At 34.7% G+C, this 13,705-nt stretch carries 14 protein-coding genes; 8 read left to right on the plus strand and 6 right to left on the minus strand.

Features of this window, described 5'->3' with window-relative positions; genetic code table 11:
* Positions 1-20: 20 nt before the first annotated feature.
* The gene (locus tag ACJRPK_RS06075; protein ID WP_407138980.1) at positions 21-1,670 is read left to right on the plus strand and encodes a hypothetical protein; all 1,650 of its coding nucleotides are present in this window, start codon (positions 21-23) and stop codon (positions 1,668-1,670) included.
* Positions 1,671-1,858: 188 nt separating this feature from the next.
* On the opposite strand, the gene ACJRPK_RS06080 is transcribed toward ACJRPK_RS06075, so the two are convergent.
* The 5 genes from ACJRPK_RS06080 to ACJRPK_RS06100 are packed head-to-tail and all read right to left on the minus strand — an operon-like array spanning position 1,859 to position 5,565.
* The gene (locus ACJRPK_RS06080; protein WP_407138981.1) at positions 1,859-2,659 is read right to left on the minus strand and encodes a type 1 glutamine amidotransferase domain-containing protein; all 801 of its coding nucleotides are present in this window, start codon (positions 2,657-2,659) and stop codon (positions 1,859-1,861) included.
* A gap of 27 nt (positions 2,660-2,686) precedes the next feature.
* Positions 2,687-3,847: an iron-containing alcohol dehydrogenase gene (locus ACJRPK_RS06085; protein WP_407138982.1), complete on the minus strand. Its 1,161-nt coding sequence runs from the start codon at positions 3,845-3,847 to the stop codon at positions 2,687-2,689.
* 36 nt (positions 3,848-3,883) lie between these two features.
* A complete protein-coding gene (locus ACJRPK_RS06090; protein ID WP_407138983.1) occupies positions 3,884-4,516 on the minus strand; it encodes an NAD(P)H-dependent oxidoreductase in 633 nt (210 codons plus the stop codon).
* Between the two features lie 10 nt (positions 4,517-4,526).
* Positions 4,527-4,973, minus strand: a complete 447-nt coding sequence (locus ACJRPK_RS06095) for a hypothetical protein (RefSeq protein WP_407138984.1) — start codon at positions 4,971-4,973, stop codon at positions 4,527-4,529.
* A gap of 16 nt (positions 4,974-4,989) precedes the next feature.
* A complete protein-coding gene (locus ACJRPK_RS06100) occupies positions 4,990-5,565 on the minus strand; it encodes a TetR/AcrR family transcriptional regulator (protein ID WP_407138985.1) in 576 nt (191 codons plus the stop codon).
* Positions 5,566-6,020: 455 nt separating this feature from the next.
* On the opposite strand from ACJRPK_RS06100, the gene ACJRPK_RS06105 reads away from it, so the two are divergent.
* From ACJRPK_RS06105 to ACJRPK_RS06135, 7 genes are all read left to right on the plus strand, one after another.
* Entirely contained in the window at positions 6,021-6,593 is a 573-nt protein-coding gene (locus ACJRPK_RS06105; protein ID WP_407138986.1) for a Crp/Fnr family transcriptional regulator, read from the plus strand.
* 100 nt (positions 6,594-6,693) lie between these two features.
* Positions 6,694-7,176: a cupin domain-containing protein gene (locus ACJRPK_RS06110; RefSeq protein ID WP_407138987.1), complete on the plus strand. Its 483-nt coding sequence runs from the start codon at positions 6,694-6,696 to the stop codon at positions 7,174-7,176.
* A 33-nt stretch (positions 7,177-7,209) separates the two neighbouring features.
* Positions 7,210-8,307 carry an L-dopachrome tautomerase-related protein gene (locus ACJRPK_RS06115; RefSeq protein WP_407138988.1) on the plus strand — a complete coding sequence of 366 codons (1,098 nt, stop codon included), beginning with the start codon at positions 7,210-7,212 and terminating at the stop codon, positions 8,305-8,307.
* Positions 8,308-8,474: 167 nt separating this feature from the next.
* Positions 8,475-9,401: a cyclase family protein gene (locus tag ACJRPK_RS06120; RefSeq protein WP_407138989.1), complete on the plus strand. Its 927-nt coding sequence runs from the start codon at positions 8,475-8,477 to the stop codon at positions 9,399-9,401.
* Between the two features lie 25 nt (positions 9,402-9,426).
* The gene (locus ACJRPK_RS06125; protein WP_407138990.1) at positions 9,427-10,635 is read left to right on the plus strand and encodes an MFS transporter; all 1,209 of its coding nucleotides are present in this window, start codon (positions 9,427-9,429) and stop codon (positions 10,633-10,635) included.
* An 11-nt stretch (positions 10,636-10,646) separates the two neighbouring features.
* Positions 10,647-11,585 carry an aldo/keto reductase gene (locus ACJRPK_RS06130; protein ID WP_407138991.1) on the plus strand — a complete coding sequence of 313 codons (939 nt, stop codon included), beginning with the start codon at positions 10,647-10,649 and terminating at the stop codon, positions 11,583-11,585.
* A 94-nt stretch (positions 11,586-11,679) separates the two neighbouring features.
* Entirely contained in the window at positions 11,680-11,847 is a 168-nt protein-coding gene (locus ACJRPK_RS06135; protein ID WP_407138992.1) for a hypothetical protein, read from the plus strand.
* 876 nt (positions 11,848-12,723) lie between these two features.
* Here ACJRPK_RS06135 and ACJRPK_RS06140 read toward each other — a convergent pair.
* Positions 12,724-13,404, minus strand: coding sequence for a carboxypeptidase-like regulatory domain-containing protein (locus ACJRPK_RS06140; RefSeq protein ID WP_407138993.1), 681 nt, complete (start codon positions 13,402-13,404; stop codon positions 12,724-12,726).
* Between the last annotated feature and the right edge of the window lie 301 nt (positions 13,405-13,705).

The following is a 13,705-nucleotide window of genomic DNA, read 5'->3' on the forward strand; positions in this document are numbered from 1 at the left end:
CGCAATCTAAATAAAGCATTATGAAAAATATACTATTTATAATTAATTTATTGCTGTTTTTTCATTTATCAGCGCAGAAATCCATAAGCACAAAACAATGGCAAGAAGATCTTCGGTTTTTGCAAAATACCCTACATAAAGACTATACATCTCTTTTTGTAAAAACTACTAAAGAAGATTTTGACACTCAAGTGGAAGCACTTTACAAGGATATTCCCAATTTAGAAGAACACGAAATTCGGGTGGGCTTGGCCCGCATTGTTTCGCAATTTAAGTATGGTCATACACAAATCCCCTATGGTACAACGGCCAGAAGCGGAATTTTACCTATAAACCTGTATCATTTTAATGAGGGTATCTATATTGAAGGTGTTCAAAAAGACTACAAAAAAGCTTTGGGCGCAAAAGTTTTGAAGGTAGGTAAGACACCTATAGACAAAGCCTTAGAACTAATACACCCTGTAGTTCCTATAGAAAACGAACAGTATTTTAAAGCCTATGGGCTTCGATTTCTACTATCGCCAGAGGTACTACATGCACAAGGCATCATCCCTGGACTTTCAGAAACCGTGACACTTACTTTAGAAAAAGGGGGAAAAGTTTTTGAGCATGTGTTTAAAACCATCCCTGTTAAAGATAAGCCAAAGGCCTTCAATTTCACACTCCCGACAGCACAGTGGCTAACCGCTCGTAATACAGAGACCACCCCGTTATACTTAAAACATTTTGAAGATAAACTGTATTATTTTGAATATTTAGAAGATATAAAAACCCTCTACGTTAGACAAAGCTCTGTATTTGATGCTGCTAACGAAACCCTTGAGCAGTTTTATAACCGACTGTTCGAATTTATTGATACGCACAGTATAGAAAAGTTAGTCTACGATGTTCGTCTTAATGGTGGGGGTAACAATTACAACAATCTCCCGTTGATAAAAGGGCTATTAGCAAGACCAAAGATTAATAAAAAGGGAAGCTTCTTTTTTATTATTGGACGCGATACATTTTCGGCATGTCAGAATTTAACTAATGAAATTACCCGATATACTGAGGCTATTTTGGTGGGTGAACCGACTTCAGAAAATGTGAATTTTTACGGAGATGCACGACCGGTCCTATTACCAAACAGCAAAATTACAGCGTATATATCCTACATATGGTGGCAAGATATGCCCGCTCTAGAAAATGCTAAATGGACAGCACCCAGCATCCCGGTAACTATGAGTTTTAATGACTATATACGGAATCAAGATCCTGTATTAGAAGCAGCGTTAACCTTTAATGCAAAGAATTTTGAACCTAAGCCCATCGAATATATAACAAACCTATATTTATCCGGACAAACAGCAAAATTGGCAAACGAGCTCCCTAAAATGGTACACGATCCCCGCTATGCTTTTTGCGACTTTGAAACAGAATTAAACAAAAAAGGAAATCTTTTATTACAAACTGGTCAGGTACCTCAAGTTCAGGCTTCACTTCAAGTGTTTTCTATGATTGTACAACTATTTCCGAATTCTGCAAGTACTTATAAAAATATGGGGGAAGCCTATATAGCATTACACGATACTGATAAAGCAAGAGAAGTACTCAATAAGGCGATTACATTAGATACGAATGGAAACATTAGCAAAGCTGCAAGAGCAATGTTGGCGCAGTTGGATAAGTAGTTTTTAGTTACATATCCAATTTTTTTTTGGATCTATGAACGTTCTTATTATAACTATGAACTAGGTCGAATCAAAAAAACATTAATCAATTATTCACTAATATTTTAGTGTAAAGTTCATTATTTCAAAATATTAAAAAAAAAGGTTATCCATAATGGATAACCTTTTTTTTATTTATGATAAGATAGTTATTTTAAACTTTCCAACAGTTTTTCTGCTACCAATTCAGATGAGGCTGGATTTTGACCAGTAATTAAATTTCCATCTTGAATAGCATATGCTGCCCAGTCATCTTTTTTAGAGTAGATTCCTCCGTTTTCTGTCAACATATCTTCTACTAAAAATGGTACCACCTCTGTAAGACCAACTGCCGCTTCTTCAGTATTTGTAAATCCGGTCACTTTCTTGCCTTTTACCAATGGATCTCCATTTGCATCTTTAACATTTTTTAATGCTGCTGGCGCGTGACATACGAAGGCGATAGGCTTTTCTTGACTATTAAACTTTTCAATTAAAGCAATAGAAGTAGTATCGCTTGCCAAATCCCATAATGGACCATGTCCTCCTGGGTAAAAGACCGCATCAAAATCGTCTGGATTCATATTAGCCAATACTTTTGTGTTTGCAATTCGCTCTTTTGCTTCAGCGTCCTTATCAAAACGCTTAGTATATTCAGTTGCAGCATCTGGCGCATCACTTCTAGGATCTATTGGCGCAGCACCTCCCTTTGGTGTAGCAATCGTAATTGTTGCTCCTTTATCTAATAAGGTGTAATATGGATTTGCAAATTCTTCAACCCAAAATCCTGTTTTTTCTCCCGTATCTCCTAATTCATCATGAGATGTCAATACAAATAATATTTTCATTTCTTTTTGTAGTTCAACTTTTTCTTCTGACACTTTTTCAGAAGGTTTTTCATCTTTAGTGTTTTTACAACTTGATACTGCAATAACGGTTAGCAGTAGGACTAAAATTTTTAATCGTTTCATAAGTAACGTGCGTTTATAATTTTTAATTTAATAAGCCATTTTTACAATTTTCTCAACATTTTCTGGTGCTAGGGACTGATGCTCTCCTAATCCTAACCAACCACGCTCTGTAAAACGTTTTGAGATTTCTTCTGCTGTTCCTTCATACTCGTTGGTGTAGTCCGACAATTTTGTATCGATCCCCAAAGATTTGAAAAATTCGGTTGTTTTTTCGATAGCAGCATACGCTTTATCGTCAACGTTTCCTTCAGTAATATTCCAGACGCGTTCGCCATATTGTGCTAATTTTTCTTTTTTAGCTTCAAAATTATATTTGTAATGACTTTCGGTCATAATGGCCAAAGTTCTTGCATGGTCTATACCATAGAGCGCCGTTAGTTCGTGTCCCATTGCGTGAATAGCCCAATCTGTAGGTACTCCTTTTTGGATTAATCCGTTTAGCGCCATGGTACAACTCCACATAAAATTAGAAGCCGCTTTATAATCAAACGCATCTTGCAGTATCGTCGGAGCAATTTCAATTAATGTCTGCAAAATACTTTCCGCAAAACGATCTTGGAGTTTAGCATCCACGGAGTAGGTCATGTATTGCTCCAAAACGTGTGTAAAAGCATCGGCTAACCCATTTGCTAATTGACGTTGTGGAATTGATTTTATTACTTCAGGATCTAGAATTGAAAATTGAGGAAACAAACCAGGTCCACCCATAGCTAATTTCTCTTTGGTTTCTTTACGTGTAATTACAGCCCCAGAATTCATTTCAGAGCCTGTTGCCGGTAATGTGAGCACAGTTCCAAAAGGCATTCCTTTGTTAGTTTTAATATTTTCAGCCAAAATATCCCATGGCGTGTCACCCTCGTAAACAGCTGCGGCTGATAAAAATTTAGTTCCGTCAATTACAGAACCACCACCAACAGCTAATAAATACGTAATATTTTGATCTTTGATAACTTTTAAAGCATCCATCAAGGTTGCGTATTCCGGATTTGCAGGGATACCTCCAAACTTAGTAACATCTACATTTGCTAAAGCTTTTTTTACCTGGTCGTAAATACCATTCTTTTTGATACTTCCTCCACCATAAAGTAGCAATACTTTGGCATCTGCAGGAATTTCTTCTTTTAGTTTCTCTATTGTATCCTTTCCAAAAATGATTTTAGTAGGATTTTTTAATTCAAAATTATTCATCTTTTTCTTTTATTTTTTCGTTTAAAATCTACGCAACTATTCAATTACCGTCACTAATTCTTCGGTGCTTTTTCGTACCTTTTTTAGGTTTACTAACCAATCACTATCGGCATCTCTATACCCTATAGGAAGCATCACAGCACTTCGCAAGCCTTTGGCTCTTAAATCTAAAATTTCATCTAACTTATCAGCGTCAAAACCTTCTAGAGGTGTGGCATCCACACCTTCATAAGCAGCAGCAGTAATAGCTTGTGAAAACGCGATGTAGGCTTGTTTAGCTGCATGATTATAGTTTACTTCTGCATCTTGTTGTGGATACATTTGTAATAATTGTTGACGGTAGTTTTCCCAACCTTCGTTTTTAAAACCTCGAATCTCGTTCGTCAAATCAAACATATAATTTATCCTGTCTTCTGTATAGGTGTCCCATGCAGCAAAAACGAGTAGGTGAGAGCAGTCGGTGATTACAGATTGGTTCCAGGCTATGGGTCTAATTTTTTCTTTAATCTCTTGATTTTTGACCACTATTATTTCAAAAGGCTGTAATCCACTAGATGTCGGAGCTAAACGAGCAGCTTCAATAATATTGTCAATTTTATCTTTAGAAACTTTTTCTTTATTCATTGCTTTAGCAGCGTATCTCCAATTTAATTTATCTAATAATTCCATTTTTTGATTTTTATTTATTGTTATTTTTTTTCTTTGATAATAGATACGTCAGTGCTCCTGTTGACCACAACGCCCAGATAATTAAAACGGGTTGAAAAATCAGTCTAATAAACCTTTTCCTATCCGTATTTAATCCAAAAGAGTCTATCTCATTTACATATTGATTGATATTTCCAGGAAAAATCAGGATGTAAAATATTGCCAACAGAAGTCCTGTTTTGATTTTAAATTTACCTCCGACAATCATTAGTATTCCAAAAACAATTTCTATCACACCAGAAGCCCATACAATAAGGTCCATAGACGCAGTATCTGTTGTTATACAAGTGGGAACTTGCGCATAAAATGCAGTCCTAAGAAATGTGAGGTGTCCTATACCAGCATATAGCATGAAGGCACCTAATAAAATTCTTACAATGCTTTGAATGATACTTATGTTGGACGAGTCTTTTGTCATAATTCTTTTTTTACTTTTAGCGTTTAATACTATCCCAAGCTGTTACAAAAGCTTCTTCGATATGATCATTTAATTGAAAGTGCCCCTGCTTTTGAGCCATCATTAGAAATGACAACGGATTTATGGAATAAGCGTACAAAATTTGATCAGAAAAAGGCTTTATAATTCCATCTTCCTTACCACGTTTCCATAAGTCGAGTAGGGGTTGTAAGTGTTTGATACCTTCTTGTCTACTAGACGCGTCAATCATAGGCGTATTATTACACTGATTTAAAAAAAAGGAATAATCGCTTTCCTTACTGTTAAATTCTGCAATACGTTTCCATATGAGTTCAAAACCAGCTTTGATGGATGTATTCTCGTTATAAGTTTTGAAAACAAAATCTGTGTATTTTGTTTTTACATCTAAATATGTTTGATTAACCAAGTCTTGTTTATTTTCAAAATATAGATAAATAGTTGCTGGTGAGACGTTGGCTATTTTTGCAATTTTACTCATAGCTGTAGCGTGAAACCCATTATTATTCACGAGTTCAATCGTTGCTTTAATAAGTGCGTTACGCTTATCTATACTTTTTTGAAGTTTAGCCATGATACTTGGTTTTAAAATACAAAGGTATAGATAAAAATGAATGTTCATTCTTTTTTTAGAAAACTTTAATAATTAGTTTATTTTATGACCGTATTGTTAAGTAAGAGGTATGTTATGAATGACTCTCTGATAAACAATAATAATCTAAATATAAATCCCTGAGAATCGTTTATTTAAAACCTCTAACCAATAGTCCAGTTTATATCATTTATACGAGCATATTGGCTTCTAAAATCATCAAAATCAAAGCTACGAGGGTTTAATATATATAACGTATAGTATAAAGCTTTGCTTATAATGCTTGTTAGATCAAAGATTTTGAAAGAGTAATACGTATACTCCAATAAAAATTATCCAACAAAATCTAAGATTCAAGAACTTCTCTAACACTAGAAACATCCAGAAGCATTATTATTTTTCTTTGGTAATATATTAAAGAAAAGTACTTTTACCTTATGCAAGACAAATACGCCCTTTTAAGACAACACTTTGAAGAAATTGTTTCTTTAACTGATGAGGAATGGAACTTTGTTCAGTCTCATTTTGAATATAAAAGCTTAAAAAAACATCAGTTTTTAATTCAAGCTGGACAAGCTGTTAATTTTGAATATTGGATTATTAATGGCTTGGTAAAAGCGTATTCAATAGACGATAAAGGTAAAGAGCATATTCTTCAATTTGCTATGGAAAACTATTGGGTGAGTGATCATTATGCTTTTCAAAATCAAGAAACAGGGAGCATTTTTGTAGATTGTCTTGAAGACTCTGAGTTTTTCTGTTTAACACTGGAAAGCCGAGAACTTATTTGCAAGCAAGTACCTGCTGTCGCCAATTTTTTCCGCATTAAATCAAACCACGGTTATATAAATCTGCAACAAAGAATCCTTTCTTTACTTACAATGACTGCCGAAAACAGGTACGAATACCTATTAAACAAACTTCCTAAATTAATACAACGCGTTCCTAAAAAATTAATCGCTTCTTATTTGGGCGTATCCAGGGAAACCTTAAGTCGTTTTAATAGTTAAATTCAAAGTGACATATATCACATTAAATCGGTGATGTATGTCCTCGCAAACATCTTGGTTTTCATAGAATTTTGTATCGAACAATTAAATACAATTTACTATGAAAACCACACGATCACTTATTTATTTATTTACCGTAATTGCCATAGGGTTCAACGCTTATGCGCAAGAAGGCAAAAAACCTTTAATGGGTAATTCTTACGGTATTATCAATATTGACGAATATGTTAATCTACTACCTGAAACCACCCCGGGCAGTATTAAAGATATTAGACTAATAGATCGCGAACATGCAGGTGTTAGAATCTTTAGATTGTATGATGAAGTGCCTATGCATTATCATGCGAAGTCGGATGCGTATTTATACATCTTAAACGGTAAAGCAGAATTTTTCATAGAAGATAAAGGACCTACTGTAGCCGGAAAAGGGGATTTACTTTTTTGGGGAAAAGGCACCGCACACGGCAACGGAAAAATTATTGAAGGTCCATTAGACGTACTCGTCTTTGATGCCTTGGCCAGAGATCCTAGTGATGTAATTTGGGTAGACCCATCAACCCAAAAGAAATTCTTATCCAACTAATCAGATTTTATTCAATTTTAAAAAATAAATACAATGAAAATTATAGCTGTATTAAAAATAGTCTTGTTCGCATTAGTAATGAATCACGCAATGTTGGCACAAGCACAACTAGAAAGAATAGCAACTTTTCCTGAGTCTAGGCCTGGGAATATTACAGTCGCTAACGACGGAAGAATATTTGTAACAATGAGCGCTTTAAGTGCCTCAAAGTATATGGTAAAAGAAATTTTACCGAATGGAGATATCATCCCTTTTGGTGATAAAGAATGGATTGTAAAACCAGAAAACGGAAGCATAAAAGGAATCAATTCTACTATCGGAATTCAGGCGGATGCTAACGGTAAACTTTGGGTTTTGGATATGGGTAACATTAAGCAAAATCAAGCTCCAAAATTGGTTGGTTTTGATTTAGTTACGGGTAATATGGTAAAAGTATTTCCTATTCCCAATACGGTATTATCGTCAAAACCTTTCTTACAGGATTTTGTGATTGATGTAAAGAACAATACTGCAATAATTGCAGATATGACCGATGCTTTAAATCCGCCAATTGCGCCTGCTTTTGTCGTGATTAATTTAGAAACGGGTTATATAAGACGTGTTTTAGAAGGTAATGCTTCTTTTTTAGCGTTAGACGAACCGATGAAGATTCATGGAAGACTAGTTTCGCACAAAAGAAAAGACGGCACTACCATTCAGCCAAGATATCCTTTAAATCCTATTTCTATTGATGAGGAAAATAAGTACATCTACTATGGAGCAATGGGAAACACTAAAATTTACCGTATTCAATCTGCTGTTTTAGCGGATGAGAGTAAGCAAGATATCGACCTAACTAAGTACATCGAGTTGTATGCGAACAAGCCAAAATCTGATGGGTTCAAAGTTGGGGCAAATGGAAAAGTTTATGTAACCGACGTTGAAAATTCCGCAATCGTAGAAAGTACACCTTCCGGTATGAAAACCATTGTGCAATCGAAAGAAGACTTGTCCTGGCCTGACGGTGTAGCTATACACGGCAACTACTTATACATCGTGGCAAATCAGTTACACAATTTAGCCCTATTAAATGAGGGTAAAGATGCTAGTAAACCGCCTTATTTAGTCTTAAAAATGAAGATTAAAGAATAAATAGATTCTAATAGTATATTCAAAAACTGTGATGATTTATCATAATCAAACGTGATGTACATCACAGTTTTTAACTGATATGTGTCACTTTAAAATGTTGATATACATCCTCGTACAGCCGTTGTTTTAGACGGAAATTTGCACAAGAAATTTAAAAACATATAATCATGAAAATATTAAAAACGCTCACAGTAGTAGCAACAATACTTGTTGCTTTAAACACAAACGCACAAGAAGTACCAACATCACCTTATGGAGCAGACGATGAAATTGGAGCATTAAATCTTCTAAATGAAGATACAGTTTTAGATGCTGTAAAATTGGTAAAAAAAGGAAAAGTGTACCGATTAGGAATGGTGGTTAATGCACAAACCGCTGCTTTTCGTCACCGCTATTTTCACATTGAAACCTTGCAACCGGAAACTTCAGCAGCAGGTTCAAACAAATTCACGTACGTAGATGATCAACTAATAGGTTGGACAGGCGTGGGTTCGCAAATAAACGGACTGGCACATTACGGTCGTGATAATGTACATTATAACGGACACAAAGTAGAAGATTTTTTAACCGTCTCCGGAGTAAAAAAATTAGGTCTAGAAAAATTACCACCTATAGTTACCAGAGGCGTGGTTTTAGATATGCGTTCGTACTACAACCAGGATATTGTAAAAGAAGGTACTGTTTTTACAGTAGAAGACATTGAAAATGTAGCCAAAAAACAAGGCATTAAAATTCGTAAAGGAGATGTAGTTCTGTTTTACACAGGATGGACAAAATTAATGGGTAAAGATGATAAACGCTATTTAGCCGGTGGACCCGGAATTGGTACTGAAGCTGCACATTATTTAGGAAAAAAGGGTGTTGTTGCAGCAGGTGCAGATAACTGGTCCTTTGAAGCTGTACCTCACCAAAACAGCGAACTTTCTTTTCCGGTGAATCAAATGATGGCAACACAATATGGTGTCCAGGTATTAGAAAATATTCTCGTAGATGAGTTGGTTGCTGATAAGGCTTGGGAGTTTCTTTTTGTATTAGGGCACCCATTATACGAAGGATCTACACAAGTACAAATCAACCCTGTAGCCATTAAATAAGAACAAGCAAAAATTATTAGAAATTATGGAGACATCAATTATAAATGAAAGTAAAGCGGTAGTCGAAAAAAAGGGGATACCTGCAGCATTATGGGCATTAACCATTAGTGCATTTGCCATAGGAACAACAGAATTTGTAATCGTAGGCTTATTATCTACCGTTGCAACCGACTTAGGCACATCATTAACATCAGCAGGCTTACTAGTTAGTTTATATGCTATAGGTGTAGCAATTGGAGCACCAATATTAACCGCTTTAACGGGTAAGATACCTAGAAAACAATTATTACTGGGTATTATGTTACTGTTTATAATTGGTAATGGATTAGCAGCAATTGCACCAAGTTTTGAATTGCTTCTTTTATCAAGAGTCGTAACAGGTTTTGCACACGGTGTGTTTTTCTCTATCGGTTCTACTATCGCAGCTGGTTTAGTGCCAAAAGATAAGAGAGCAACAGCAATATCTATAATGTTTGCAGGTCTTACTGTAGCAATTGTAACAGGTGTGCCTTTAGGAACTTATATAGGTCAAAATTTTGGATGGAGAGCCACCTTTATTGGTGTTGCCATTTTAGGAGCAATTGGTGCAGTAGCTAGTTTGGCATTAGTGCCAAAAAACATCAAAAAATCAGCACCATTACGTCTTATGGACCAACTAAAAGTGATTAAAAACCCGTCTATTCTATTGGTTTTAGCTATTACCGCTTTTGGTTATGGTGGTACGTTTGTAACCTTTACCTACTTGACACCGCTACTGGAAGAAGTAACCGGTTTCTCTTCGGATATGACAAGTGTGTTCCTGTTAATTTATGGTATAGCAATCGCATTGGGTAATATTATTGGTGGTAAAGTATCTAACAATAAACCAGGTAAGGCGCTATTGGTGATGTTTGCCCTACAAGCTTTAGTGTTATTTGTTTTATACTTCACAGCTTCTAATCAAATTTTGGCAATAGTAATCCTGTTTTTTATGGGAATACTGGCTTTTTCAAATGTACCTGCTTTACAGTTATATATAGTAAAAATGGCTGAAAAATACCTTCCGGGAACCGAAGATGTAGCTTCTGCTTTAAACATTGCTGCTTTTAACGTAGGTATCGCTATTGGTGCTTTTGTTGGCGGAATGATCGTAGAATCTAATTTAGGTATTGAAGCGACACCTTGGGTAGGAGGGATTCTGGTAATCGTAGGGTTTTTATTGACACTGGTTTTATTCAAAAAAGAAAAAATATAAATACTAACATGATGACTGCATTAAAATTTAGAAATAACGACGAAATGCCAATTGTAGGCTTGGGAACTTTTAGATCAGCACCTAATGAGGTATACAATGCTGTACTTTCTGCTATTAAAATTGGATATAGACATATAGACTGTGCTGCTGCTTACGGAAACGAAAAAGAAGTAGGCAATGCTATTACTGAGGCTATTAAACAAGGCTTGGTTACCCGTGAAGAATTATGGGTCACCTCAAAGCTATGGAATGCCTCCCACGGAGAAGACAACGTAATATCTGCACTTAATCGAACTTTAAAAGATTTACAACTAGCGTATCTGGACCTATATCTTATCCATTGGCCAGTAGCACTGAAAAAAGGAACTGAAATGCCTGAAAAACCATCCGATTTTATTCCGTTATCAGAGGTGCCATTAAGCAGTACTTGGAAAGGAATGGAGACTGCTTTAGAAAAAGGCCTTACAAGTCATATTGGCGTAAGCAACTTCAATAAAAATCATATGAAAGAGATAATGGAGCATGCAATACATATACCAGAGGTGAATCAAGTTGAAATGCATCCGTTTTTACAACAAAACGACTTACTTCAGTTTGCTAAAGAGCATAACATTCATACAACAGCGTACGCCCCAATTGGTTCTGGTCACAATGATAATGATGAATTAAATCTGTTGAAAAATAAAGTGATTAATAATATCGCCACAGCCAATAATATGACAGCTGCGCAAGTAGCTTTAGCTTGGAATATACAGCGAGGTGTTTCGGTAATACCAAAGTCGGTAAATCCTACACGCCTTCAAGAAAACTTCAATACCGGTACCTTTAAATTAAGTGAAGATGATATGCAACGTATCCAAACTTTAGATAAAAACCATCGTTTTGTTGATGGTAAATTCTGGGAAGTTGAAAATGGTCCTTATACAGCAGACAGTATTTGGAATGCCTAATATCGAAATTCATCAGGTATTCTAAAATATACCTGATGAATTCAATAATAAAAATGCTATGAATAATTTTGATATGCTATACAAACCTGGTAAAATGTCACTCGGTATCGAGTTTCCTTTGGATAACGATTTGTCTTTAGCAGGTGAAATAAAAAGAAAAGAAGACGATAGACCATTTGGTGTACCAGATATAAGTAATCATTTACAATACGTCCAGCTACAGAAAACTTTGACTCAAATACGAGCTTATCATTCGGCTTAGATGAATATACGAGCATATTGGCTCCTTAAATCATCCAAATCAAAGCTACGAGGGTTTAATATATATAAGGTTAGTATAAAGCTATGGTTATAATGCTTGTTAGATCAAAGATTTTAACAGAATAATAGTCGGTGTATAGCTTCATCAGATGTGTACCTAATTGATGAAATCTAAATCATGAATATCATCTTACAAAAGCAGTCGTAGTAATGCCAGTCCAACTTTTCGACGATAACATTACTTTGACGGGCTAATAAGAAAAGTCTAGTAGCCTTTTTGAAGTAGGAGCGAGGTGGTGCGTTGGCATTTATAATTCTATAGTTTATTGGAAAGTTTCTTGACGAAATATCTTTATGAATAAAGTAATGCAACTCTTACTATATGAGTCAGCTTGTGCTGAGCTTGTCGAAGAAACAAGAAAACTTATTTGTTTACAAAGCACTAAATTAAAATTCCACAGGTAGTACATATAGAATTAGTAAATATTTAAAGTAGATGAAATTATTTAAAATATTAATCTAATTGCTATTACGGTTTTTGCAAATTTTCTTTGTAGAACTGAGGACCACATAATTTTACTTATTAAGAATCTATAGAATAATAGTTGAGAAGATTATCTGATTTTCTTATCACGATTTTTTTAGGTATTTTCTTTTCAAAAATTTCCTCCAAAAAAATGTAATTAAACCATTAAGACAACTAGCTTTGAATTGTTGTAATAGAATTGATGCGAGTACATACCCTATGCCAGAAACTAGCATGACCTTGCGTAGTCTAAGGAATAGGAGCGAGGTGGACATCAAACTTGTGAGATTAACGAATTCCTTAAAAATAACAGGAAAGGAGTACAACTGTATAAAGATGCTGTTACTCATCTTAACCTTGCAGCTTTTTAAATTCAATCCACCAGTCGTAAATAAAAAATTTTAATTTACCATTATCGTTCTGATCTATTAAATCCTGAAGTGTGGTTTCTTCAACAATATAAAATAAGAATTTATCAATGTCTAAATCATTTATTTTTAGATCTTTAGACATATAATCGTAATAGTTGGAATTTAAAAAAAGAATATTATCTTTTTTTCGATCTATTTCTATATGTTGTTTGATCTTCTTTGTTCTCCCAGAAAATTTATTTATGATAGGATCTAATTGTAACGCCCCTCCTAAAAGAGTCAATAAGTGTATAGGTTTAAAATCGCCAGCGGTATATAATCTTCTTTCATTTTGTGAAAGTTGTTTTACCTCTTTTGATATAATACCTAGGGAAACAGCATTAATATGCGCATACTTCGTCAAAAAAACTTCATCAAGTTCAATTTCAGTGCGACTCATGTTAATAGTTATACGTTCACTTTGATAGTTGCTTTCTTTTACTACAACTAATAAATCCTTCATACCCATATGAGAAACAACCAATGAATCTCCTATACCTGATTTGATCGTAAAAAAACCTTTGTTATTAGTTACTGCGTTTTGGTTATTAGATATGTTCTTTATGTGAGCATCTTGGATTTTATTGCTAGTATCTAAAACAATACCTTCAATGTCACGCATCTCTTGCGAATATGCTTTTATAGTAACTATAAATAAGCATATTAAAACTGTGATTAACTTTATTGTGAAATTGGAAAAACTCATAAGGCGCTCTCAGGCTACTGTTTGGTTTTAAGGCTATTTGTTAGGAATGGTATCACCCTAAAATATAGAATTTTATTCAAGCAGGCAACTTTGTTATGAAAATCAATTTTTCTCGCTTTAAATTCTTGAGATCTATTTCAATGAGCTCCAACCATGCAAATCATGCTATCAATGTCTTAAAATATAATAGAAGTAAAGCGTGTTATCCATTGAAATC

Origin of the sequence: Aquimarina sp. 2-A2 (genome assembly GCF_045505135.1) — a bacterium.
GTDB lineage: Bacteria > Bacteroidota > Bacteroidia > Flavobacteriales > Flavobacteriaceae > Aquimarina > Aquimarina intermedia.